The organism is Aeromicrobium piscarium (assembly GCF_007421815.1).
Lineage (GTDB): Bacteria > Actinomycetota > Actinomycetes > Propionibacteriales > Nocardioidaceae > Aeromicrobium > Aeromicrobium piscarium.
In genome coordinates this window covers 174,357-198,301 of the sequence record NZ_VLNT01000004.1, presented here as the reverse complement: position 1 = coordinate 198,301, position 23,945 = coordinate 174,357, and the positions used below count along the sequence as shown (strand labels likewise).

General features: G+C 68.8%; 24 protein-coding genes, 1 tRNA gene and 1 other RNA gene. 18 read left to right on the top strand and 8 right to left on the bottom strand.

The window, feature by feature from the left end; genetic code table 11:
• Positions 1-224: 224 nt before the first annotated feature.
• The 7 genes from FNM00_RS07430 (at position 225) to aroQ (ending at position 6,395) form a co-directional block, all read left to right on the top strand.
• The gene (locus FNM00_RS07430; protein ID WP_143912803.1) at positions 225-692 is read left to right on the top strand and encodes a (2Fe-2S)-binding protein; all 468 of its coding nucleotides are present in this window, start codon (positions 225-227) and stop codon (positions 690-692) included.
• Positions 689-3,100 carry a xanthine dehydrogenase family protein molybdopterin-binding subunit gene (locus FNM00_RS07425; RefSeq protein WP_143912802.1) on the top strand — a complete coding sequence of 804 codons (2,412 nt, stop codon included), beginning with the start codon at positions 689-691 and terminating at the stop codon, positions 3,098-3,100. The genes FNM00_RS07430 and FNM00_RS07425 overlap by 4 nt, the downstream gene beginning before the upstream one ends.
• Positions 3,097-3,951, top strand: coding sequence for an FAD binding domain-containing protein (locus FNM00_RS07420; RefSeq protein WP_143912801.1), 855 nt, complete (start codon positions 3,097-3,099; stop codon positions 3,949-3,951). The genes FNM00_RS07425 and FNM00_RS07420 overlap by 4 nt, the downstream gene beginning before the upstream one ends.
• 1 nt (position 3,952) lies before the next feature.
• Positions 3,953-4,639: an SRPBCC family protein gene (locus FNM00_RS07415; RefSeq protein ID WP_246065110.1), complete on the top strand. Its 687-nt coding sequence runs from the start codon at positions 3,953-3,955 to the stop codon at positions 4,637-4,639.
• A 201-nt stretch (positions 4,640-4,840) separates the two neighbouring features.
• Complete coding sequence (locus FNM00_RS07410) at positions 4,841-5,503, top strand: hypothetical protein (RefSeq protein WP_143912800.1); 663 nt, start codon at positions 4,841-4,843, stop codon at positions 5,501-5,503.
• A gap of 24 nt (positions 5,504-5,527) precedes the next feature.
• Positions 5,528-5,707, top strand: a complete 180-nt coding sequence (locus FNM00_RS07405) for a hypothetical protein (protein WP_143912799.1) — start codon at positions 5,528-5,530, stop codon at positions 5,705-5,707.
• A gap of 235 nt (positions 5,708-5,942) precedes the next feature.
• Positions 5,943-6,395 carry a type II 3-dehydroquinate dehydratase gene (aroQ, locus tag FNM00_RS07400; protein ID WP_246065109.1) on the top strand — a complete coding sequence of 151 codons (453 nt, stop codon included), beginning with the start codon at positions 5,943-5,945 and terminating at the stop codon, positions 6,393-6,395.
• Positions 6,396-6,555: 160 nt separating this feature from the next.
• Here the strand turns inward: aroQ and FNM00_RS07395 are convergent, their stop codons facing one another.
• Positions 6,556-7,086: a LytR C-terminal domain-containing protein gene (locus tag FNM00_RS07395; protein ID WP_143912798.1), complete on the bottom strand. Its 531-nt coding sequence runs from the start codon at positions 7,084-7,086 to the stop codon at positions 6,556-6,558.
• Positions 7,083-7,388 (bottom strand): type II toxin-antitoxin system VapB family antitoxin, encoded by a 306-nt coding sequence (locus tag FNM00_RS07390; protein ID WP_087622207.1) that lies wholly within the window; start codon positions 7,386-7,388, stop codon positions 7,083-7,085. Before FNM00_RS07390 ends, FNM00_RS07395 begins: the two co-directional genes overlap by 4 nt.
• A 60-nt stretch (positions 7,389-7,448) precedes the next feature.
• On the opposite strand from FNM00_RS07390, the gene FNM00_RS07385 reads away from it, so the two are divergent.
• Positions 7,449-7,871, top strand: a complete 423-nt coding sequence (locus FNM00_RS07385; RefSeq protein WP_143912797.1) for a GNAT family N-acetyltransferase — start codon at positions 7,449-7,451, stop codon at positions 7,869-7,871.
• Here FNM00_RS07385 and ffs read toward each other — a convergent pair.
• Positions 7,867-7,963, bottom strand: an RNA gene (ffs, locus tag FNM00_RS07380) — signal recognition particle sRNA small type. The genes FNM00_RS07385 and ffs overlap by 5 nt on opposite strands.
• An 81-nt stretch (positions 7,964-8,044) precedes the next feature.
• On the opposite strand from ffs, the gene FNM00_RS07375 reads away from it, so the two are divergent.
• From FNM00_RS07375 to FNM00_RS07360, 4 genes are all read left to right on the top strand, one after another.
• A tRNA-Ser gene (locus FNM00_RS07375) sits at positions 8,045-8,129 on the top strand.
• Between the two features lie 325 nt (positions 8,130-8,454).
• Positions 8,455-9,150 (top strand): type 1 glutamine amidotransferase domain-containing protein, encoded by a 696-nt coding sequence (locus FNM00_RS07370; RefSeq protein ID WP_143912796.1) that lies wholly within the window; start codon positions 8,455-8,457, stop codon positions 9,148-9,150.
• A gap of 91 nt (positions 9,151-9,241) precedes the next feature.
• Complete coding sequence (locus FNM00_RS07365) at positions 9,242-10,789, top strand: choice-of-anchor G family protein (protein ID WP_143912795.1); 1,548 nt, start codon at positions 9,242-9,244, stop codon at positions 10,787-10,789.
• Positions 10,790-11,012: 223 nt separating this feature from the next.
• On the top strand, positions 11,013-11,210 hold the full coding sequence (locus tag FNM00_RS07360) for an LPXTG cell wall anchor domain-containing protein (RefSeq protein ID WP_185973039.1): 198 nt from the start codon (positions 11,013-11,015) through the stop codon (positions 11,208-11,210).
• A 186-nt stretch (positions 11,211-11,396) separates the two neighbouring features.
• On the opposite strand, the gene FNM00_RS07355 is transcribed toward FNM00_RS07360, so the two are convergent.
• From FNM00_RS07355 to FNM00_RS07345, 3 genes are all read right to left on the bottom strand, one after another.
• On the bottom strand, positions 11,397-12,548 hold the full coding sequence (locus tag FNM00_RS07355) for an acyl-CoA dehydrogenase family protein (protein ID WP_143912793.1): 1,152 nt from the start codon (positions 12,546-12,548) through the stop codon (positions 11,397-11,399).
• Positions 12,549-12,554: 6 nt separating this feature from the next.
• Positions 12,555-13,715, bottom strand: a complete 1,161-nt coding sequence (locus FNM00_RS07350) for an acyl-CoA dehydrogenase family protein (protein WP_143912792.1) — start codon at positions 13,713-13,715, stop codon at positions 12,555-12,557.
• A gap of 88 nt (positions 13,716-13,803) precedes the next feature.
• Positions 13,804-15,156, bottom strand: a complete 1,353-nt coding sequence (locus tag FNM00_RS07345; RefSeq protein ID WP_246065108.1) for a threonine/serine exporter family protein — start codon at positions 15,154-15,156, stop codon at positions 13,804-13,806.
• A 112-nt stretch (positions 15,157-15,268) separates the two neighbouring features.
• Between FNM00_RS07345 and FNM00_RS07340 the strand changes: the two genes are divergently transcribed.
• The 4 genes from FNM00_RS07340 to FNM00_RS07325 all read left to right on the top strand — a co-directional run bounded on the left by FNM00_RS07340 (position 15,269) and on the right by FNM00_RS07325 (position 19,493).
• On the top strand, positions 15,269-17,251 hold the full coding sequence (locus tag FNM00_RS07340; RefSeq protein ID WP_143912790.1) for a DUF6541 family protein: 1,983 nt from the start codon (positions 15,269-15,271) through the stop codon (positions 17,249-17,251).
• 181 nt (positions 17,252-17,432) lie between these two features.
• Positions 17,433-18,167, top strand: a complete 735-nt coding sequence (locus tag FNM00_RS07335) for a glycosyltransferase family 2 protein (RefSeq protein WP_143912789.1) — start codon at positions 17,433-17,435, stop codon at positions 18,165-18,167.
• On the top strand, positions 18,167-18,547 hold the full coding sequence (locus FNM00_RS07330) for a DUF2304 domain-containing protein (protein WP_143912788.1): 381 nt from the start codon (positions 18,167-18,169) through the stop codon (positions 18,545-18,547). Before FNM00_RS07335 ends, FNM00_RS07330 begins: the two co-directional genes overlap by 1 nt.
• Positions 18,537-19,493, top strand: coding sequence for a glycosyltransferase (locus tag FNM00_RS07325; RefSeq protein WP_185973038.1), 957 nt, complete (start codon positions 18,537-18,539; stop codon positions 19,491-19,493). Before FNM00_RS07330 ends, FNM00_RS07325 begins: the two co-directional genes overlap by 11 nt.
• 141 nt (positions 19,494-19,634) lie before the next feature.
• Here the strand turns inward: FNM00_RS07325 and FNM00_RS07320 are convergent, their stop codons facing one another.
• Positions 19,635-20,867, bottom strand: a complete 1,233-nt coding sequence (locus FNM00_RS07320; RefSeq protein ID WP_143912786.1) for a polysaccharide biosynthesis protein — start codon at positions 20,865-20,867, stop codon at positions 19,635-19,637.
• 43 nt (positions 20,868-20,910) lie between these two features.
• Here FNM00_RS07320 and FNM00_RS07315 point away from each other — a divergent pair, with 43 nt between their 5' ends.
• On the top strand, positions 20,911-21,663 hold the full coding sequence (locus FNM00_RS07315; protein WP_143912785.1) for a glycosyltransferase: 753 nt from the start codon (positions 20,911-20,913) through the stop codon (positions 21,661-21,663).
• Positions 21,664-21,904: 241 nt separating this feature from the next.
• Here FNM00_RS07315 and FNM00_RS07310 read toward each other — a convergent pair whose 3' ends face one another.
• Positions 21,905-22,783 (bottom strand): glycosyltransferase family 2 protein, encoded by an 879-nt coding sequence (locus FNM00_RS07310; RefSeq protein ID WP_246065107.1) that lies wholly within the window; start codon positions 22,781-22,783, stop codon positions 21,905-21,907.
• A 172-nt stretch (positions 22,784-22,955) separates the two neighbouring features.
• Here FNM00_RS07310 and FNM00_RS07305 point away from each other — a divergent pair, with 172 nt between their 5' ends.
• The gene (locus FNM00_RS07305; RefSeq protein WP_143912783.1) at positions 22,956-23,930 is read left to right on the top strand and encodes an alpha/beta hydrolase; all 975 of its coding nucleotides are present in this window, start codon (positions 22,956-22,958) and stop codon (positions 23,928-23,930) included.
• Positions 23,931-23,945: the final 15 nt, after the last annotated feature.

The window sequence follows — 23,945 nt, the reverse complement described above, 5'->3', positions numbered from 1 at the left end:
GGCCCGCGGCAGGGCGGCAGCGAGTGGTGCAATTCTGCCCGCGAGTGGTGCAGATTCGCCCGGCAAACGCCGATATCAGGGCGAATTCGCACCACTCGCGAACCTGGGACGGGCGGGTGAGTGGACGGGGGGCGGGTGACTAAGGGCTCCCTGGCCAACCGTTCGCCAACCTGCCGGCGCCTAGTGTGAGGTCCATCACACTGACAACGCTCAGGAGCCGCCCCATGACCAGGATCACGATGACCGTCGACGGAGCCACGGTCAGCGACGATGTCGCCCCCCGCACCCTGCTGGTGCACTACCTGCGCCAGACCCTCGGCAAGACCGGCACCGTGGTCGGCTGTGACACCAGCAACTGCGGTGCCTGCACCGTCCACCTCGACGGGCAGAGCGTGAAGTCCTGCAATGTGCTCGCCGTGCAGGCCGACGGGGGAGAGGTCACCACCATCGAAGGTCTCGCCGATGACGGTGAGCTCCACCCCGTGCAGCGCGCGTTCCACGAGTGCCATGCCCTCCAGTGCGGCTACTGCACGCCGGGCATGATCATGCAGTCGGTCGACCTCCTCGCCGAGAATCCCGATCCCAGCGATGACGAGATCCGGATCGGCCTCGAGGGCAATCTGTGCCGCTGCACCGGCTATCAGAATATCGTCCAAGCCGTACGCACCGCGGCGAAGGAGGTGCGGTCATGACCGCCGTCGAGGAGGCCCCGGTCGCCGAGATCGGCCGCGACCGCCGTCGCAAGGAAGACCAGCGCCTGATCACCGGCCGCACCCGCTGGACCGACAACATCACCTTGCCGGGCATGCTGCACGTGGCGATGGTGCGCAGTCCCTTCGCGCACGCCAAGATCGTCGGCATCGACACCAGCGAGGCGGCGTCCTCGCCCAATGTGACCGCCGTGTTCACCGGGGCGGACTTCGGTGAGGAGCTGGGCGCCTGCATCAACGCCTGGCCGATCACGCCCGAGCAGGTCACCCCGGCGCATTCGCCGATGCCGGCCGACCGCGTCGCCTTCGCCGGAGAGATCGTCGCGGTCGTGGTCGCCAGGACGGCGACGGCGGCACGCGACGCCGCCGAGCTCGTCGATGTCGACTACGAGGAGCTGCCGGCGGCGCTCGACCTCAAGGAGGCCGCGACCGCCGACGAGACCGGCGGGCCCCTCGCCCACCCCGACCTCGGCACCAACAAGTCGGCGCTCTGGATCTTCGACTCCGCCGCTGCTGGAACCGGCGGCGATGTCGAGGAGGCCATCGCCAAGGCCCGCGAGGATGGCGTCGTCGTCGAGCGGGAGTTCCGGCAGCAGCGGCTGATCCCGGCCTTCATGGAGCCGCGCTCGGTCGTCGTCGATCCGACCGGCGAGCAGCTCACGATGTGGTCCGCCACGCAGATCCCGCACATCGTGCGCTTCGCGCTCGCCGCCACCACAGGTGTCCCTGAGTCGAAGATCCGGGTGATCGCGCCGGATGTCGGCGGTGGCTTCGGCGGCAAGCTGCAGACCACGCCGGAGGAGTGGGTCGTCTGGGCGCTGGCCCGTCGGCTCGGCAAGCCGGTCAAGTACACCGAGACCCGGTCCGAATCGCTGGTGGCCGGTCACCACGGCCGTGACCAGTGGCAGAAGCTCACGCTCAGCGCCGAGAAGGACGGCACTGTCACCGGCCTGAAGGTCGAACTGCTGGCCGATCTCGGGGCCTATGTCGCCGTCGTCGGCGGAGGCGTTCCGGTGCTCGGGGCCTTCATGTTCAATGCGATCTACAAGTTCCCGGCCTATCACTTCGCCTGCCAGACCGTGCTCACCAATAAGACGTGGACAGACGCCTACCGGGGCGCCGGCCGGCCCGAGGCGACCTTCGGCATCGAACGGATGATGGACGAGCTCGCCGCTGAACTGGGTGCCGACCCATTGGAAGTGCGCGAGAAGAACTGGATCAAGCACGAGGAGTTCCCGTTCACTACCGTCGCCGGCCTGGAATACGACTCCGGCAATTACGAGGCCGCCACCGCGCTCGCCAAGGAGAAGTTCGGCTACGACGAGCTGCGCGCCGAGCAGCGGCGCCGCCGCGAGAGCGGCGATCCGGTGCAGCTGGGCATCGGCATCTCGACCTTCACCGAGATGTGCGGTCTCGCACCGTCGCGGGTGCTGGGATCACTCGACTACGGTGCCGGCGGTTGGGAGCACGCCTCCGTGCGCATGCTCGCCACGGGGACGGTCGAGGTGATCACCGGGGCCTCGGCCCACGGGCAGGGCCACGAGACGGCGTTCAGCCAGATCGTCGCCGACCGGCTCGGGGTCCCGTTCGAGGCCGTCGAGGTCCTGCACGGGGATACGCAGATCGCCGCCAAGGGGCTGGACACCTACGGGTCCCGGTCGTTGGTGGTCGGCGGTGAAGCACTGGTCCGGGCCTCCGACAAGGTGATCGCGAAGGCCAAGCTGGTCGCCGCGCATCTGCTGGAGGCCTCGGTCGACGATATCGAGTTCTCCGCGGGCCGCTTCAATGTGCGCGGCACGGGCCAGGGCATGGCGATCGGGGAGATCGCGGCCGCCGTGTTCGCCGCGCACGATCTCCCTGAGGACATGGAGCCGTCGCTGGACTCCGATGCCACCTACGACCCGGTCAACTTCAGCTACCCGCACGGCACACATCTGTGCGCGATGGAGGTCGACACCGAGACCGGCGCGGTCAGGATGCGCAAGTACACCTGCGTCGACGACGTCGGCACGGTGATCAACCCGCTGATCGTCGCCGGGCAGGTGCACGGCGGTCTGGTCCAGGGCATCGCGCAGGCGCTCTGGGAGGAGGCCGTCTACGACGATGCGGGCACCCTCGTCAGCGGATCCTTCGTGGACTATCTGCTGCCGACCGCGGCCGACACGATCGACTTCGATCTCGGCCACACCGTGACTCCCTCGCTGACCAACTCGCTCGGCACCAAGGGTGTCGGGGAGGCGGGCACGATCGCCTCGACCCCCGCCGTGGTCAACGCGGTGGTCGACGCGGTGCGGCATCTCGGGGTCGAGGATGTGCGGATGCCGTGTACGCCGCAGAGGGTGTGGCAGGCGATCCAAGCAGCCGCCGCGACGGAAGGAGCGACACGATGATTCCCGCCGACTTCGACTATCTGGCACCGACCACGCTCGACGAGGCGGTCGCCGCCCTCGCCGAGCACGGTGACGATGCCAAGATCATCGCCGGGGGGCAGAGCCTGCTCCCGGTGCTGCGGATGCGACTCAACGCCCCCGAGGTGCTCATCGACGTGGGCCGTATCGAGGGCCTGCGCGGTATCCGCGATGACGGAGACGCGCTCGTGATCGGCGCGACGACGACACATCACACGGTCAGTGGCGATCCGTTGGTCCGGAAGCATGCGGCGTTGATCGCCAAGGCCATCGAGCATCTCGCCGACGCGCAGGTGCGTCATCGAGGGACCTTCGGCGGGGCGCTCTCCCATGCCGATCCGGCCGGCGATCTGGGTGCTCCGGTGCTCGCGCTCGGTGCCGAGTTCCTCGTCGCCGGGCCCGGTGGTCGCCGCACGATCGCCGCGGACGACTTCTTCGACGACTTCTTCACCACGTCGATGGCCGATGACGAGTTGCTGGTCGAGGTGCGGATCCCCAAGTACACGGGCTGGGGCGCCCACTACGAGAAGTTCGTGCGGGTGGCGCATCAGTGGCCGATCGTCGCGGTGGCGGCTGCGGTGCGCACCGAGGGGGGCACCATCGCGGAGGCTCGCGTCGGGCTCACCAATATGGACGTGACCCCAGTCCGGGCGAGGGCTGTCGAGGAGGCGCTGGTCGGGCTGCCCGCTACCGATGAGGCGGTGCGGCAGGCAGCGGCCGTCGCGGCCGATGGCACCAATCCGCCGACGGACCTGAACGGCGATGCGGACTATCGCCGGCACCTGGCCGCGGTGCTCACCCGGCGCGCGGTGCTGGCGGCGGCGGAGGTCTGAGATGGCGATGCAGCTGACCCATGAGTTCACGGTCCCGGCCACCGTCGACGAGACCTGGACGGCCCTCAACGACATCGAGTCCGTGGCGCAGTGCTTCCCGGGGGCGACCGTCGCCTCGGCCGATGAGAACGGCTTCGAGGGCTCGGTCAAGGTCAAGCTCGGTCCGATCGCCTTGGTGTACAACGGCTCGGGCACCTTCGTGGAGAAGGACGAGTCCGCGCACCGCATGACGATCGAGGCGAAGGGCAAGGACAAGCGCGGCAACGGCACGGCGGGGGCCGATGTCGTGGCCACGCTCAGCGAGGACGGTGACGGCACTCGCGTGCGGGTGGAGACCGAGCTGTCGATCACCGGCAAGCCGGCGCAGTTCGGACGGGGCATGATCCAGGACGTCAGCGACAAGCTGCTCGATCAGTTCGTCGACTGTCTGAAGACCAAGCTCGGTCCAGCCGCCGCCGAGAGCGTCGAGGACGCGGAGCACACGGAGGAGATCCCCCAGCCGACGGCGGCGACCTCCTCGGCGTCGACGGCGACATCGTCGTCGGCTTCGGCCGGGCAGGAGGACGAACCCCTCGACCTCGGCAGCACGCTGCTGCCGGCCCTGGTGAAGGCCTACGGCAAGCCCCTCGCGATCGGCGCCGGAGTCGTCATCCTGTTCCTCCTCTGGCGTCGCCTACGGCGGGACTGATGATGATGCGTTGTGGTCGTCATGGCGACCACAACGCATCATCACCGCTCGGTCGCTGACGAAGATCGATGCGTTCCGGTTGCTATAGCGACCGCAACGCATCATCACCGGTTATCCACCGGCGGACGGGACCGGTGAGGTCATCCACAGAAGCGACCGAAGGTCTGGCCCTCGGTGTCGGCCTGCGGACACGGTTGGCGTATGTCCGTTCACCGCACCGCCGATCTCCTCAGCACTCACACGCGGGCGCAGATCCGTCACGCCCTCGCGGCGGGCCGGTGGCAACGTCCGGCGCGAGGCGTCGTCGTCACCCACAACGGCGCCCTTTCTGTCAGCGACCAGGAGGAGATCGCTCTCGCGGTGACCCCCGGTCGCGCGGCCCTCGCTGGGGCATCGGCGCTGGCGCGCGACGGTCTGGCGCTCGCCGATCCGCGATCGGTGCAGATCGTGCTGCCCGGAGGCGCCCGGCGACCGGAGCTCGACGGCGTGGAGTATCACTGGAGCACGGAGCTGACCGATGCAGATGTCCATCCGCTGCGGGCGCCTCGACGCACGCGGGTCGCGCGCAGTGCCTGCGATGCGGCGGCGTGGGCGGCCAGTGACCGGTCCGCCCGGCTCTACGTCATCGCCCCGGTACAGCAGGGGCTGATCAACGCCGCCGGCTTATACGATGCGCTGACCCGCCGCGGGCCGTGCCGCCGTCACGGGCTGATTCTCGAGTCGATCCACGACGCCGCGGGAGGTATCGCCTCTCTGCCCGAGGCCGACTTCGACGAGCTACGAGCAAGGACCGGATTGCCTCGTCCCGACCGTCAGGTGGTCCGCAAGGGGCCGGACGGGCGCTACTACCTTGATGCTCACTGAGCGCGGTGGCGAATCACCGCCGAGGTGCACGGTGCGCAACACCAGCAGATCGACCGCTGGGACGCGGACCTGCGTCGGTCCAATGAGCTCGTCATCGCCGGTGACCGGCTCCTGATCTTCTCGTCCTACGCGATCCGTCACCAGCCGCACGAGGTCGAACGTCAGCTTCGCGCCGCCTTTCGTGCCGCCGGTGCCTCACGATGACGCGGCGGGACTGATGATGGTGCGTTGTGGTCGTCATGGCGACCACAACGCATCGTCGCCGCCCGGGTCGCTGACGAAAGTCGATGCGTTGCGGCTGCTAGGGCGACCACAACGCATCATCATCGGTCTCGCGTCGAGCGTGACCGACCCGAGCGCCGTGGTGGCCGCGACGGCTACGGTGTTCCCAACGCGCCCGTCCGACTCGACGCCCGGGGCAGAACGGAGAACCGACATCGTGAAGCGACTGTTGCTGGTCAACGGACCCAATCTGAATCTGCTCGGGACGCGCGAGCCGCAGATCTACGGCCACGAGACCCTCGCCGACGTCGTCGCCCTCGCGGAGCGTGTCGCGGCGGAGGAGGGGCTTGAGATCCGGGCGGTCCAGAGCAATCACGAGGGCATGCTGATCGACGCGATCCACGAGGCGCGCGAGGACTGCGCGGGCATCGTCATCAACCCCGGCGGGCTCACCCACACCTCGGTCGTGCTGCGCGACGCGCTCGCCGGCGTCGGACTACCGATCGCCGAGGTCCACCTGTCGAATGTGCACGCTCGCGAGGAGTTCCGGCACCATTCCTTCGTCTCGGGCATCGCGAGCTGCGTCATCGCGGGCGCGGGTATCCAGGGCTACGAGTTCGCGATCCGGCGTCTCGCCCGCGTGATGGGCGAGACGCCGACGCCGGCCTAGCTGCGCAGGGGGTCGCCATCGGGGATCGGTGAGCTCGCCGGTGGGATGGGCGCGGTGAGCCATCCCGTACTTCGACGACGAAAGCGCGTGACAACTCACCGCCCACCGGTGTTCCCTGCGCGCGGGGGTGAACGCTCGCGGCGCTTGTGGGTGAAGGGGTTCAGCCCTCGGGGTTCTCGAGGTCGATGGTCGGCACGCACACGCTGGTCTCCTGGCCGGCCTCGATCTCGGTGGGCGCATCGGCCCGGAGATCCTGGTAGCCGGACCCGAGGATGACCGTCACAGCGTCCTCGGTATCGATATCGGGTTCGGCGAACTCGACATCTCCGTTGAACTGGCTCGCGACCAGCTGGACCGTCGGGTCCTCCTGGTTGTCGGTGAGGATGGCGACATTGGCGGGGGAGACATCGCTGCCGCTGTTGCCGATCCGCCCGCCGAGGAAGCCTCGGTCCTCGAGGTTGATACGGACCCGGTTGGCGAGGCCGGCGGTCTCCCCGGCGTTGAAGATGTCCACGGTGATCATGCTGCTCTGCACCAGATCGCCCACGGCGATGGCCTGCGTCTCGCATGTGGCGATGTCATCGGAGTCCGCCCCGGTCGGCGCGAGCAGGAGCTGGGTGCCGAGGGCCGCTCCGCCGACGAAGACGACGGCGGTGCCCGCGAGGACGAGGGTCTGCTGGAGCCGGTTCACGACTTCTTGCCTCCGGGGGAGTAGACACGCGCGTGCAGCATGGTGCGCTGTTGGAGGGCGGCGCGGAGTGCGCGGTGCAGGCCGTCCTCGAGGAACATCTCGCCGCGCCAACTCACGACGTGGGCGAACAGGTCACCGAAGTAGGTGGAGTCCTCGTCCAGGAGTGTGGCGAGGTCGAGTTCCTTCTTGGTGGTGGTGAGATCGTCGAGACGGACCTGGGTCGGCGAGATCTGAGCCCAGTCGCTCTGGGTCAGGTGGTGTTCGGGGTAGGGCCGACCGTCCCCCACGCGTCGGAAGATCACGCCGTCAGTCTAGGTGACCGGACAGGCAGGTCGTGTGACGCACGCTGGGAGGATGGCCGCATGGACGACGGACTCGAGTTGTTGACGGGACCTCCGGAGCTGGAGGAGTACCTGCGGTTGCGGGCCGCATCCGGGCTCTCGCCCAAACGCCCTGACCAAGGGGACGCTGTGCTGACCGGCAGCTGGTCGTTCTGTCATGTCCGCGACGTGGCCTCGGGTGAGGCGGTCGCGATGGGTCGGACGATCGGCGACGGCGGCTGGTACTTCCATCTCGCCGATATCGCCACCGATCCGCGATTCCAGCGCCGCGGTCTGGGCCGCCGTGTGGTGGGGTGGTTACTCGATGACATCGTCGCCCGGGCTCCGCATGACGCCTATGTGACACTGCTGGCCGATGCACCGGGACGGCGCCTGTACGAGTCGCTCGGATTCGTGCCCTCGGCACCCGCCAGCGTCGGGATGGTGTGGCGTCCGGAGATATAAGGACCCCTCGCGCACCCGGCAGGGACCACTGACCCTTGCTGCATTCCTGCCCTGGGGGAGTTGGGTGATGTGCCGCCACGCGAGGGGCTGACGCCCATCATACGTGCCGGGATCCAGTCGCGTCCGTGGGGCCGATTCGAAGGTCTCGCCCCGGCCCCGGTACGATCGTCGGCGGAGGATTCGCATAGTGGCCTAGTGCGCTCGCTTGGAAAGCGGGTTGAGTGAAAGCTCTCAGGGGTTCGAATCCCCTATCCTCCGCTGCAACGCAAGAAGCCAGCGCGACTGTCGTCAACTCGACGGTCACGCTGGTTTCTTCGTTGGGCGAGCGATGAGGGGGTTTACCTCCGCCGAGGCGCGAGAAGCCAGCGTATTTCCCGAGTCTCGGAAGTGCGCTGGTCTTCTTCGTTATCCGAGCGTTGAGGAGGCGTTCGGCAGCTGACGAAACGGCCCGGGGCGCCGGGAACTTCGCGTCTCATACATCAGGAGCCGCACACGCACCGGCGGCTGCGGATGCGTTCGCGGCGCGCGCTGACCGAACGAGCGACACTGGAACCGGCCCGGCGATCTTCCGAGAGAGGTATCCATGTCCCAGCGCATCCTGCACGTGGTGACCAATGTGGGGCACTACGACGACCCGTCTCATCCCACCGGCCTGTGGCTGTCGGAGCTGACCCATGCCTGGGAGGTGTTCGAGGAGCAGGGCTATGAGCAGTCGGTCGTCAGTCCGGCCGGTGGTGCCTCTCCGCTGGAACCGCGGTCGTTGAAGTTCCCCAATGAGGACAAGACCGCGAAGGCCTGGCGCGCCGATCCGGCCAAGATGGCGCTATTGGAGAACACGCTGAGTCCCGAGGAGGTCGATGCCGCCGACTACGATGCCATCTACTTCACCGGCGGTCACGCCGTGATGTACGACTTTCCGGACAGCGAGGGCCTCCAGCGGATCACGCGCGAGCTCTTCGAGCGCGGGGCGGTCGTCTCCTCGGTCTGCCACGGCTACTGCGGTCTGCTCAACACGCGACTGTCCGACGGCTCTCATCTGATCGCCGGGCGTGCGATGACCGGTTTCGCTTGGCGTGAGGAGATCCTCGCGCGCGTCGACAAGCTCGTCCCCTATAACGCGGAGGACGAGTCCAGGAAGCGCGGTGCCCGCTACGAGAAGGGCCTGCTGCCGTTCGCTCCGTACACCGTCGTTGACGGCACTCTCGTGACCGGTCAGAATCCCGGTTCGGCCAAGGCGACGGCGAAGAAGGTCGTGGCGGTGCTCCGGGCGATCGCGTAGATCCTCCAGGATCGCGATGTGAGGTGCGTAACCTTCGGCCGGGCGCGTCGTTGAGACGGTCACTAGTCCGTTCTCGTACAAAGGCACACATATGAGGTATCTCGGATCCGGCCTGGTGGCCGTGAGCCTCGGTGCGGCGCTCGTCCTCGCGCCGCTCCCCGCAACGGCAGATGATGCCGTCGCCTACTCGTCGTACGCCGAGTCGCAGTTCCTGGCCGGCAAGAACGCCCTCGGCGAGCTGGTGAACATCGTCGGCGACGGGGTCGAGGAGAAGGGAGCCTCCTCGCAATTCCCCGAGGGAGGCGAGCAGTTCACCGAGAGCCCGCTGCAGGCCCTCGACCGTCTGACGATCCCCGTCGGTGACACGCTGCTGGACAGCGAGATCGGCGCGGTGGGCTCGTACGCGCAGACAGGTGCCGCGGGTCTGGCGTATGCGGCCAGCGGAGCCGTCACGAAGGACGGCATCATCCACATCGGCGGAGGATCGCAGCCCGCGACCAGCAACGCCACTCTCGCTTTGTCGGGTGGGGCGCTCGAGCCGCTGACCGAGTACATCGCCGACCTGCGTCTCGATCTCGGAGCGGTCACCTCGCAGGCCCGCTATGAGAACGCCAGCAGCGAGCTCTCGCGCGGCTACTCCCTCGCCGGTTCCCGGCTCGTGCTCGAGGTGCCTGCGCTCGCGGCGCTCTCGAACGGCCTCGGTGCGGGTGAGGCGCAGATCCCCGAGAATCTGGAGATCAGCGGCACCGCCCTCTGCAGCACCCTCCTGGGCATCCTGCGGCTTCCCGATACGGCCTGCGCCGACCTGCCCGACCTCGGCACGATCGAGGTGTCCGGGCTGAATGCGATCAGCGAGGGCATCGAGGCCACGACCGACAGCGGGATCTCCTTCGACCTGTCCACGGGTTCGATCATCGTGGACCTGGAGACGCTGCTGAAGAGCCTCGGCATGGACCTCAACAACCTGCCGGAGAACACTGACCTGCTGAACACGATCCTCCCGGCGCTCGCCGAGAAGCTTCCCGAGCTGGTGGGACAGCTGGTGACCACGGTCGAGAACCTGGTCGGCCAGCTCACGGTGACGGTCACCGCCCCCGGCGGCTCGCCCGTGGAGCTGCCGCTGGATCAGCTCACCGGACCGCTGGCCGACGCGCTCGGTCTGCTCAGTGCGAACCTCGAGAACGCGCTCGAGCAACTCGCCTCCCCGCTCGCGAATGCGCTCGATCAGCTCACCGAGGCGCTCGCGAGTATCGCTCAGATCCTCGTCAACGTCCCGAACGAGTACGCCGCCCGCTACAACGGGGACGTTCAGCTCAGCGACCACGCCGCGTCGATCTCGGCACTGCGGGTCAAGCTGCTCGCCGTGACCGGCGACGAGGGACAGCTCGCCGATCTGCTGCTCGGCAACAGCCTCGTCGACACCGCTGCCACTCAGGTCCCGGTGTGCACGACGGACTGTGACGGTGGCGATGGCGGACCCGGCGGCGACGACGGAGCCGGTCCCGGTGGGCTACTGCCGAGGACGGGTGCCGAGCTGCTCGCTCCGGTCTTCTTCGGCGGGCTCGTGCTGCTGGGCATCGGCTACCTCCTCGTCGGACGTCGAGGCGATGAAGACGAGGATCCGCTCGCGCTGAGCTGATCCTTCACCGGGCGAAGGGCCGCACCTCGGGGGTGTGCGGCCCTTCCCCATGTCCGGGCGTCGTCAAGCACCCGCCCCGCAGCTTCGCGGTAGCCTGGAGGCGATGTCGTGTCAGACGGCGGGATAGGGTCCCGCCCGAGTACCCCAGGGGGTTGTTGTGGATCAGATCGCTCGTTCATGCATGCGGCGCCCGCCCTCGACCCCTCGATCGCTGGCATGGCCGGTGACCATTCTCCTGGTCGCGTCTGCGCTGATCGGCGGAGCCCTCCCGGCGTCCGCTGCCGCTGCGCCGGTATCGATGGGAGGCGCCGAGTTGCCGGGTACGGGCACCCAGGTCGGCCTCCTCGCGATCCTCGGGGCTCTCGCGCTGCTGGCCCTCGGGCTCGTGGTCCTCCTGCTCGCCCGTCGTAACCGTCACTGACCTCAGCGCGATCGCCCACCCCGGCCCGGGGCGGTGAGCAGTCAACCATCGCGGGGTTCACGGCGGTTGACCCCTCACCGATTTGTTGCCAGGCGCTGGAGCGGTGAGTGGTCAACCATGGCTGGGACGCCGGGATAGGTGACAGCTCACCGCCCTCAGCAGAGAGGACCTTGACGGTCCCTGGCGTCAGCCGATCGGGTCGAGCACCTCGTGGTCGGACACGGTCGCTGCCAGCCGGGCGCGGTGGTGGGCGCCGTCGCCGATCAGGTGCTCGATGGCCGTGAGACGGCTGGTGTAATGACCGACGCTGTACTCGGCGGTCACGCCGATACCGCCGTGCAGCTGGATCGCCTCCTGACCGACATGGCGTCCTGCGCGGCTGACCTGCAGAGCCGCCTGCGAGGCGGCTGCCTCGACATCGACCTCGGCGCCCTCAGCGGCGGCATCGAGCACCATGGTCGCCCATGCGGCGGTGCTGCGGGCCAGCTCCAGGGCCGTGTACATGTCAGCCGCGCGGAAGGTGAGCGCCTGGAAGGTGTTCAAGGTGACACCGAACTGCTTGCGGGTCTTGAGGTAGCCCACCGTGGTCTGCAGCGCCGTCTCCATCGCGCCCACGGCCTCGTGGGCGTAGGCGATCCGTGCTGCATCGAGCGCCCGGCCCAGCAGCGTGGACTGGTCGGTGCTCACATCGCCGAGCGGTGTGGCCGGCGTGCCGTCGAAGCTCACGCGAGCCGCACGAAGACCGTCATGGGTCGTGTATCCGCTGCGCTCGAGACCGTCGGCATCGGCCGACACGACGAACAGGCCGGTGCCCGCGTCGGTCGCGGCGCTGACGATGAGCACGTCGGCCCGGGCGCCCCACGGCACCGGCTCCTTGACACCCGACAGGGTCCACGCGTCACCGGAGGACGTGGCCGTCACCGCGGACGGAGAGGCGTCCCAGCGACGCCCGGCCTCGAACCAGGCGAGGATCGGCAGACTGGTGCCCTCGGCGAGCGGCGTGAGCAGGTCGGCGGCCTGGGCCTCGTCGGCTGCCGCGGCGATGAGGCCGCCCGCGAGAACGACCGACTCGACGAAGGGCTCGGGCGCGAGCACGCGACCGAGTTCCTCGGCCACGAGGGAGACCTCGACGGGCCCGGCACCCATGCCGCCGAGCTTCTCGTCGAAGGGCAGCCCGAGGATGCCCATCTCGGCCAGCTTGCGCCAGGTGCCCTCGCCGTAGCCCGGATCGGCCTTGACGACCTCCCGACGGGTCTCGGAGGAGTCGTAGGCCTTGGCGATGAGCCCGCGGACGGCGCTCTGCAGAGCCTCTTGTTCGGAATCGATGCTGAAGTCCATGTCAGCTCACAGTCCTAGGATCGTGCCGGCGATGATGGTGCGCTGCACCTCATTGGACCCCCCGTAGATGGAGGTCTTGCGGTAGTTCAGATAGGTCGGGGTCGCGAGCCGCGCCCACTCGGGCACGGTGCTGTCGTCGCCCGCGCCCGAGGAGATCGACGCCGGACCGGCGACATCGACCGCGAGCTCGGTGACGGCCTGCTGCAGGACCGAGCCCTGCAGCTTGAGGATCGACGAGGCCGGATCGGGCTTGCCATCGGCGGAGTTACCGGCCACGCGCAGCGCCGTCAGCTCCAAGGCGAGCAGCTCGTTCTCCAGGTCGGCGATGCGCCCGGCGAATGCGGGATCCTCGAGCAGCCCGAGGTCGATCGCGTGCTCCTTGACCGTCGCGAGGTTGCGCTTGGTGGCGCCCACCGAGGCGATGCCGGTGCGCTCGTTGCCGAGGAGGAACTTGGCGTACGTCCAGCCCTTGTTCTCCTCGCCGACCAGATTCTCGGCCGGCACGCGGACGTTCTCGAAGAAGACCTCATTGACCTCGTGCCCGCCGTCGAGCAGCTCGATCGGCCGGACGGTGAGGCCTGGGGTGGTCATGTCGATGAGCAGGAAGCTGATGCCCTGCTGCTTCTTGGGGGCCTCGGGATCGGTGCGTACGAGGGTGAAGATCCAGTCGCCGTACTGACCGAGGGTGGTCCACGTCTTCTGGCCGTTGACGACATACTCGTCGCCATCGCGGACCGCGACGGTGCGCAGGGAGGCGAGGTCGGAACCGGCGTCGGGTTCGGAGAAGCCCTGCGACCACCAGATGTCGAGGCTGGCCGTGGCGGGAAGGAAGCGCTCCTTCTGCTCCTGCGAGCCGAAGGCGGCGATGACCGGACCCACCATATTGGTGTTGAAGGTCAGCGGCGCCGGGACGCAGGCGAGCGCCATCTCCTCGTGCCAGAGGTGACGCTGGAGCTGAGTCCAGTCCTTGCCGCCCCATTCGGCGGGCCACTGGGGCACGGCGAGTCCGGCATCGTTGAGGATGCGCTGGCTCTCGACCATCTGCTCCTTGGACAACTCCCGGCGGGCGCGAACGGTCTCGCGGATCTCCTCGGGGATCTGAGTCGTGAAGAACTCTCGGAGCTCCTCGGCGAATTTCTCGTCCTCGGGCGATAACTGCAATCTCATGACGGTGCTCCCTCGCGGCTGGGCGCTGACTACCTACTGAACGGTAGCCGATGGCTCTGGCACGCGGAAGCTGGGTCGTTCGCGAGGATCAGCGCGGTCGCCGACGCGGTCGCGGACCACCGCCGGGCACGATCTGCTTCGGTCGCCGCCCCTTGTCGCGGAACGGCCCGACCAGGCGCGGCCCGGCCAGTCGACGCTCCAGCCGCCGGGTCTCGCGGGCCAGCGGCTGCGCCAGGTACTCGCCGAAGATCACACCCGCGGCGAGCGCGACGGCGATCGCCGTCGCGGTGATCCCCTGGAAGATGCCCGAGAGGTTGTTCTCCGCCAGCTGTGAGAGCGCACGGTAGATCGTCAGACCGGGCAGCAGCGGCACGATCGCCGAGACCACCACGACTAGGGCGGGGACGCGGCACCAGCGAGCGACGGGATAGCTGACGATGCCGATGAGAATGGCCGCGACTGCCGCGATGAAGGCGCGGTCGACATCGGCGTTGACGCCGGCCACGAAGATCGACGCGCCGACCCCGGCGATCAGGCCGATCGGCAGCAGCGTGCGCCATGGTGCGTGGGTCGAATGGGCGAAGGTCATCGCCGCGATGGCGCCGCCGAAGGTCACCGCCAACAGCTGAGACAGCGGGGGCAGCGATGTCTGATTGGAGATATCGACGCCCAGCCAGCCGCCGGCCATGATCCCGCCGCTCACCCCGACGATGATGCCAGCGGTCGAGAGCATCACCTCGAAGATGCGCGCACCTGCCGTGAGGTAGTACCCGGTCAGAGCGTCCTGGATCGCGCCGATGAAGCCGAGCCCCGCGAGCAGCACCACGATATTGGCCGAGATCACGAGCGAGGGGTTGACGGGCACGTGCAGCGCGGCGGTACCGACCGCGAGCAGGGACGCGCAGAGACCTCCCGCGATCTGCACGTAGAAGTCCGGGAGCCGGAAGCGCGCCAGCCGCCAGCGCATCAGCTCGATGAGCCAGGCCGCGACGGTCGCGATCAGGGCCACGATCCAGTCGCCGCCGATCATGAACGCGACTCCGGCGCTCAGGAGGCCGCCGCTCGCGAGCACCGACCAACGGGGGCGAGTGTGCCCGCGGGTGGAGATGGTGGCGATCTCACGACGCGCCTCATCCAGGTCGACCTCATCGGCGAGCAGGCGCCGGACGAGGTGGTCGACATCGGTGAGGTCCTCGAAGTCGGTCTCCCGGTGATTGACGTTGCGACGCAGTGCGAGCGGAACATCGTCGATGTTCTCCTGATGCATCACCGTGAGCATCACATAGGTGACATCCACGTAGGCGCCGCGGAGCCCGAAATGGTGGCAGATCGACGACATCGTAGCCTGGACATCGGCCGTGCCCGCGCCATTGGCCAGGAGGGTCTCGCCGACGCGGAGCGCGAGGTCCATGATGCGCAGAGTCCGCCTCGGTGTGTCCACGGCTCCCATTGTGGCGGCGTCGGCTACGTTCGACAGGCGGGGTCGGGCCGGCGAGCCGGGTTCGGGCCGCATGCCGGGAAGAACCACCGGTACACATCGAAAGGACACCCGCGTGCTCGACTGGATCATGCTGGTGCCGGCCGTCATCGTGGCGGCGGCCCTGCTGGTGCTCCCCGGAGCGACCCTCGCGGCCGCCCTGGGCGTGCGCGGCTTCGGCATCCTCGCGGCGGGCGTGCCGATCAGCGTGACCGTCGTCGCCGGATCCGCCGTCGTGGCGCCGTGGGTGGGCCTGCGGTGGGGCCTGCTGCCGGTCGTGCTGACGTGGGCCGTCCTGTTCCTGATCGCTGGGGCGCTCTATCGCCTCGTGCGCCGTCTGCGCGCCTTCGAACGTCCACCCGCGTGGCGAGGGCGTCCGGCCTCACCGTGGCCGAGTTTGGTCGCCTGGGTCCTCGGATCGCTCTACATGACCTACCTGGTGGCGCGCATCCCCGGCACGCCCTCGGCCTTCTCGATCCGTTTCGACAACGCCTTCCACCTCGGCGCGACGCGCTACGCCATGGAGACCGGCAATGCCTCGGCCTTCCACGTCTCCGGCTTCGCGAGCCTCGACGGCGTCGCCAGCCTGTACCCGGCCGCGTGGCACGGCTTCTTGTCCTTGATCGCCCAGACCACCGGGGTGAGCCTGCCCGAGGCCTCGAACGCGATGATGATCGCGGTCGCCACGGTCGGCTGGGTGAGCGGCTGCATCTTCCTCGGACTCGTCGTCAGCCGACACCGGATCCTGGCAGCCGTCGGAGGCGCGGCGCTCGCCTGCTGCTTCCATACCTTCCCGTTCCTGCTGCTCAACTACGGCACGCTGTACCCGAACTTCCTCGGGGTCTCGCTGCTGCCCGCGATGGTGGGGCTCACCGCCGTCCTCCTTCGCGTGCGCGGGGTCCAGCCCGAGGTCACACGTGGCACCGCTTTCCTCGTGCTGGGCGCCTCGTTGCCCGGGCTCCTGCTAGCGCACCCCAACACCGCCCTCGTGTGGGCGCTCCTGACCGTCGTCCTCGCGTCCGTCTCGGTCTTCGAGTGGGCGGTCCGGTCCTCGCAGCGGGGTCGTGCGCTGGTGACCGCCACGGTCGTGACCCTCGTGTTGGTCGCTGTCACCGCGACGGCGTGGTCCGTGATGCGGCCTCCGCGTGACGAGTCGCCGTGGTCGCCCTATCGCGAACTGCCGGGCGCGGCGTGGGAGCTGGCCACCAATTCGCAGGTGTTCAGCCCGATCCCCGTCTCGGTGTCGGTGGCGATCATCGTGGGGCTCGTGCTGCTCGTGCTCAAGCGGCGGTTCGCCTTCGTCGCGGTCTGGGTCGTCATCGGGGCGCTGTTCGTGATCACCGTGGGAGCACCCGCCGGGGACCTCCGCTGGTTCGTCTCCGGTGTCTTCTTCCAGGACAACCTGCGCGTGGTGGCTGTCACCGCCGTGAGTGCGATGGCTCCGGCGATCATCGGCTTCGTCGCGCTGGCGCGCTGGTGGATGGCCGCGATCACCTGGCTGGCTCGCCGGGTGGGGATGTCCTCGGCCCGTGGGCGCACGAGGCTGGCGCGGGTGACGCTCGCGATCGTCGTGCTCCTCGGTGTCCTGGTCGCCTACCAGCGGGCCGTCAATCCGGCTCTGCACTGGGCCCGAAACGCCTACACGATCACCTCCGACTCGTATCTGGTGAATGCCGACGAGTGGGCGATGATCCAGCGCATCCCGGATCTGGTGCCCGACGATGCCCTGCTGATCGGTGAACCGCGCTCGGGCACCCCGTTCGTCTACGCGCTCACCGGGGTCAGGGTCGCGCCGGCGTATATGTACGTGATCGCCAATGACGACGAGGAGACCATCCGCACCCAGCTCAACCGCGCTGATTCCAGTCCGCGGGTGCGCGAGCAGGTGTGCGATGCGGTCGAGGATCTCGGTGGCGAGGTCTATGTCCTGAGCTTCCACCACCCCGACGAGTACCCGAGGATGTACCGCGGACTCAACGGCCTCGCCCCGCCGACGGTGCAGGAGGTCGCCCGCGAGGGCGATGTCACCCTCGAGCGGGTCACGATCTGTGAGCAGTGAGGGTGAGAGCGGTACGGTGTCAACCTTTCCGGGGCAGCGGAGGTACGTCGTCAACCTCATCGAGGGGCGATGAGGTTGACGGTCTACCGCCGCCGGCGCGGAAGAGATCGACGACCCACCGCCACCGGCTGGGACGGTCATGCGGCTGCCGGGTACCCCGGTCCATTAGGCTCGTGCTGAGATGACAGACCTGGCATTCCCGCGCACGCTGGTGATCGTCCCCGCCTGGAACGAGCAGGACAATATCGGTGGCACGGTGCGCGAGATCCTCACGGCGACGCCCGATTTCGACGTCGTCGTCGTCGACGACGGATCCACCGACCACACGGCGCGCGAGGCGCGCGAGGCCGGGGCGGTCGTGCTCCAGCTGCCCTTCAATCTCGGCGTCGGCGGTGCCATGCGCACGGGCTTTCGCTACGCCGAACGCCATGACTACGACCGCGCGATCCAGGTCGACGCGGACGGACAGCACGATCCGGCCGATATCGTGCGGGTGCTCGAGGGGTTGAACGAGGCCGATATCTCGATCGGGGCGCGGTTTGCCGATCGTGGCGGCTACACGGTCCGGGGCCCTCGACGCTGGGCGATGATCCTGCTCGCCTGGGTCCTGTCCCGGCTCGCGCGCACCCGGCTCACCGACGTCACCTCCGGCTTCCGGGCGGCCAACCGGCGCGCGATCCGGCAATACGTCACCTACTACCCGGCTGAGTACCTCGGCGACACGATCGACTCGCTCGTCGCCGCCCTCGGGGCCGGGCTGACGGTGACCCAGGTGCCGGTGGAGATGCGGCAGCGGCGTCACGGCAATCCCAGCCAGCATCCGATCGGGGCGATGATCTATCTGCTGCGCTCGGTCTTCGCGCTGGTGTTCGCGATGCTGCGACAGCCGGTGGGCGCTCGCGAGGAGACCCTCTGATGCTCATCGCCATCACCGCACTCACGGTGCTGTTCATCGTCGCGGTCGTCACGATGCTGCTCCGGCGGCAGTTGCAGGAGAAGTACGCGGTCCTCTGGATCGTCATCGGCGTCGCCATGCTGATCCTGGAACTCGTGCCGGGTCTGCTCGGCTGGCTCTCCTCGATCGCCGGCGTGCAAGTGCCGTCGAACCTGCTCTTCGCGATGGGCATCGCGATGCTGCTCGGCGTCTGTCTCCACCTCTCGTGGGAGCTCTCGCGGGCCGAGGACGAGATCCGCCGGGTCGCCGAGGAGGTCACCTTGCTGCGGGCCGAGTTCGAGCACCGCACCGAGGTCGTCGCACCGACCGATGACGCGGAGGCGGAGCCCGATGACGAGTGAGGCGACCTGGTCGGTGGTCTCGGTCTTCGGCCCCGACCGCTCCCTGCTGACCCATCTCGATGCGATCGCGGCGCAGACCGTCCGCGTGGTCGTGGTCGACGACGGCACGCCCGCGCCCGATGCTGAGGTCTTCGCCGCGCTCGAGGAACGAGACGACGTCGATCTCCTCCGCCAGCCGCGCAATGCGGGGATCGCGGCGGCGCTGAACCGCGGCATCCAGGCCGCCTTCGACGGCGGCGCCGATCGGGTCGTGACCTTCGATCAGGACTCGCTGCCCTCGGCGGACTTCGTCTCCGGACTGTCGGACGAGTTCGACCGGGCGACCGCACGTGGGGTGATCGACCCTGCCTTCGTCGTGCCGGAGTTCTGGGCGACGATCCGTCAGGTGAGCCGGACGGCCGAGGACGGCACGCTCATCGCCATCCGTACCATTCAGTCCGGCATGCTGCTTCCACGCTCCACCTGGGAGCGCATCGGCGCGATGCGCGAGGAGTTCTTCATCGACCTCGTCGACGAGGAGCTGGAGCTGCGGGCACTGAGCGCCGGGCTGGCGCCTATCGCCGCCCCCGGGGTGGCCTTGCACCACCATCTCGGCGCCGCGTATCGCCGGCCGTTGCTGTCGGGAGGCTTCCGCGGGTCGCCGCTGCCGCCGATCATCACGCTGAGCACGCCCTTCCGGTACTACTACCGGGTCCGGAACCGGCGCGTCGTCAACCGCATGTACGGGCGGCGGTTCCCCGCCCGGCTCGCGGCTGAGACCTTCATGGAGATCCTGCACCTCGTCGAGGTGCTGCGTTACGCGCGTCCCCGCGGCCCGGTGTGGGCCGCGGCCCGACGCGGCTGGCGCGACGGTCGCAAGGGGTCGGCGATGGGACGTGTCCCCGCCGAGCTGGAACCCGGTCTGCGAGACGTGCGCTGGGCCCTCGAACCGGTGGACCGCGGCTGACCTCCAAGGGCGGTGACTGAGCGTCCTTCCTCCGTCAGGGGCGGTGAGTCAGCGTCCATCCGTCCGAGCGACATGGACGCTGACCAACCGCCCCGATCGGGGAACGGACGCTGACTCACCGCCCGTGCGGGGCGGGAGAGGTCATGCCCTGCGCGATGGCGTGCGGTCGGCGAGCAGCCGCCGCGCCGGGACGACGATCGCGACCATGATGACCAGCTCGGCGGCGACCATACCTCCCGCGATGACCTCCATGGCGCTCATTGCCGCACCGGCGAGCATCACCGAGAGCCCGACGAGCGAGGACGCGCACGTCACGACGAAGACATAGCGGTACCGTCCGTGCGGGATCATGACGTTGCGGATGAACGGTGTCGTGAACGAGATGGCGAAGAAGGCGGCGCCGAACAGGGCAGATGCCGTCCAGGTCGCCGCGTTGTCCGCGCCCATGACGATCGAGCTCGCCCACGGTCCCAGCGCGGCCAGCCCGATGCCTCCGGCCACCCCGAGCGCGCCGTGCGCCACGATGGCCAGCCGGTGACGGGCTCGTGGGTCATCCGCATCGGGCTCCAGGACCCAGCCCTGGAAGGCATTGCCGAAGGCGACGACGGCGATCAACCCGAAGCGGTACATCGTGTTCGCGGACGCGAAGCTGTCGGCCGCGGAGGTCGCCAGACTGCCGGTCGCGATCGGTGTGGGCGTCGAGCCGTAGCTGTTGGAGACCGTGTCGATGGCCGCCGTCGGCACCTGCCGGCGCAGCGCTATGCGGATCTCGGCGGCATCGAGGTGCCCCAGGTCGTGGTCGCGCATGGTCACCCGGGCGTGCCAGCCGAAGGCGACGACACAGCTGAGGGCCAGCACCACCGCGTACCAGGCGATCTCACCGGTCAGGAAGATGAGCGCCGCACCGACGGCGGCGGCGCCGAGCCGGGGCAGCACGTCGTAGACCGTCAGCAGGCCCGGCTGACCGGCGCCGATGCAGAACCATGCCGGAGTGAAACCGGCCGCCGCGGTCGCCACGGCGATGGCGGCCGCGGCGAGGCGATAGTCGGGGGTCGCCACCCACCAGGCCACGAGCGCCGATACCGGGAGGACGACCGCCGCCGCGACGGCCCGCGTCACCAGGCTCTCGAGAAGGATGCGCGCGCGATCCGTCGGGTCGGGATGCTGGGCGATCCGGACCGGTCCGACGATGCCCCAGCCGAAGGTCAGGACGATCATGCCGATCAGGCCGACGCTCTGCCCGGCGGCGAAGCTCGCCCATCCGCCGGCGCCCGTCGCACGGGTGATGACGGGGATGATCAGGAGCGGCGCGAGGGCCGCGAGAACGGGACCACCGGTGAAAGCCGCTAGCCTCGTGGTGATCGACCGTCCCATGATCGAGGAGTCTACGGTGGGGCATCGCAGCGAGAGGGGAACCATGGGTGAGCGGGCGGCGGAGCGGATTCGCGTGAGCGTGTGCCTGGCCACCTACAACGGTGCGGCCTACCTCGATGAGCAGCTGGACTCGATCCTCGCGCAGTTGGCCGATGCCGACGAGGTCGTCGTGGTCGACGACGGAAGCACGGACGGCACGCTGGAACTGCTCGCACAGCGCGATGACCCCCGCATCGAGGTCCAGCGGACCGAACGCAATCTCGGCTATGTCGGGGCCTTCGGACAGGCGATGGGCTCCGCGCGCGGTGAGTACCTCGTGTTGAGCGACCAGGACGATGTGTGGCCCCCGGGGCGTGTCGAGGCGCTTCTGGCGGGGCTGGCCGATGCCGAGGTCGCCGTGGGCAATGTCGTCGACCTCGATGGGCGACAGCCGCTGCCGTCGCCCATGCGCCGGCGTTCCTGGTTGTTGCGGTCGCGCACGTCCCGTCAGCACCGACGGAATCTGCTGCGCATCTGGGCCGGCGTGATCCCCTACTTCGGTTCGGCGATGGCGCTGCGACGCGAGGCACTGGACCGGGTGCTGCCGTTGCCTTCCTATCTGTCGGAGTCCCATGACCTGTGGATCGCGACGGTCGCCAATGTCGACGGGTCGATCCGCCATCTCGACGATGTCGTGGTGTGGCGCCGCCTCCACGAGACGAACGCCTCGACCTCCCGGCCGCGCTCGATCGTCCCGGTGCTGCGGGCCCGGCTCATGCTCCTCCGCCTCGCGCTCGAGGCCCGTCGCCGGCGGTAGGCCATCAACCCTTCCGGCGCTGCAGAGGTAGGCCATCAACCTCACCAGGTCGACATGGGGGTTGATGCTCTACCGCCACCGGAGGTGATCACTGCCGTTCGGAGCATCACACCGGGCGCTGGGGGCAGGCGGCGGAGGTAGGCCCTCAACCCTATCGGGGAGCGATAACGTTGAGGGCGTACCGCTCTCGGAGCGGAAGGGTTGATGACCTACCGCCACCGGGGGCCGGGGCGATCGGCGGTCAGGGGCCCGCCAGGTGGGTGATCGCCGAGGCGATGCCGGCACGGTCGCGCCTGAGCAGCGCTCCCGGCAGCACCGTCGCCGCGTGCAGTCGCGAGAAGATCCGGATCCTGGCCGCCCGCGCGGTGCGTCTCCAGCCGTGCTCGACGGCTAGGCGATGAGCGAGGCGGTAGTAGCGTCGCTCATCGCGGAACCGCGATCCGCCGGTGAGCGCGGCCATCGAGGCGCTGCCCTCATGGCGTCGGTAGACGAAGGCCTGCTCGGGGACGTAGACGAGGGACCCCCCGGCGAAGGCGATGTCCATCAGCAGGGCGAGGTCCTGGATCACCGGGAATCCGTCGCGGAACTCATGCCGTCGCAGGGTATCGGTGCGGAAGGTCAGCGAGGGCCAGTAGAGCCAGTTGCCGCGGATCAGACTCGTCGCGAGATCCTGGCCGGCGAGCACCGTCTCCCCGCGTGGCGCAAGCAGCTGCCGCTTGACCCGGTCGACCAGGGGCAACGAGGGAGCACCGTGCTCATCGATCACGCGGACCCCGGGCTGCACCACGTCGACCCCCGGATGTCGCTCGATCGCCCCCTTGACGATGCGCACGAAGCCGGGGTCGAGGAGGTCGTCGCTGCCGGGGATGCAGACATAGTCGGCGCTCGCCCGCTGTGCCGCCTGCGCGAAGTTGGCCGTGATCCCGATGTTCTCCTCGTGGCGGACGTAGGTGATTCGCGGATCACCGCGGTAGCGCTCGTAGGCCGTGAGGTCCGGGTAATGGTCGTCGAGGATCGTCAGCGTCCAGTCGTCGTCATCCTGCGCCAGCACCGAGTCCACGGTGAGCGCGAACAGGTCCGGGTCGCCCCAGTAGGGCACGACGATGTCGACGGCAGCCACAGTTCGCACCCTAGCCCCTCCACGGGCACCGTCCTCGCGATGGCGCACGGGCGGGACCGATGCCGATGCCTTGTGGTGGCTATGGCGACCCCGATGTATCGGTATCGGTTCGCCGAAGCGCCACCACGGCGAGGCGCGGAGACCTATCCTGGCGACGGCGAAAGGAGCGGACATGAGCGTCGACTGGACCACCGACCTGCTCGGGGAGCCGTACGAACGGCACGTCATCGAGCTCGGCGACGACCCCGACGGCGAGGGCACGATCACCGCCACCCTGGTTCGGCGGGCTTCCACGGGTTCGCCGCGTGCCGCGGTGATCTACGTGCACGGCTTCACCGACTACTTCTTCCAGACCGCGATGGCCGAGTTCTACGCCGATCGCGGCGTCGCCTTCTACTCGCTCGACCTGCGCAAGTGCGGCCGCTCCCTGCGCGACGGGCACACCGCGCACTATGTCTCCGATCTCGCCCATTACGACGCCGAACTCGACGAGTCGCTGCGGATCGTCCGCGAGGAGACGGGTCTCCCGGTCTATCTCGCCGCGCATTCGACCGGCGGGCTCATCGTCCCGCTGTGGCTGCATCGACGGCGTCGCGGCACCGGCAGTGGAGACACCGGTATCGCCGGGATCATGCTCAACAGCCCGTGGTTCGATCTGCAGGGTGCGCCGTGGATGCGCGGCGTGGGCACCCAGGCGATCCGGCTCGCCGCGCGAGTGCGCCCCGGCCTCGTCCTCAAGCTGCCCGAAGCGGAGGCCTACGGGTCGAGCCTGCACACCTCGCGCGGCGGCGAGTGGGACTACGAGTTGGCCTGGAAGCCCCTCGGCGGGTTCCCGGTGACCGTCGGCTGGCTCAGCGCGGTCCGGCGCGGCCAGGCTCGACTGCACCGTGGCCTCGATATCGGGGTGCCGTCCCTCGTCCTGCGCTCGGATCGCTCGCGCATCGTGAGCCGGTACAGCGAGGAGGTCGAGACCGCGGACGCCGTTCTCGACGTTCGCCAGATCGCCCGCTGGGCCGGTTGCCTGGGCGATGAGGTCACCTCGGTGCCGATTCCCGGAGCCCGTCACGATGTCTTCCTCTCCCGCAAGGAGGCCCGTGACCACGCCTACGAGGTCCTCGGCGACTGGCTCGACCGCCACCTGCCCTGAACCGACCTCGGTCCG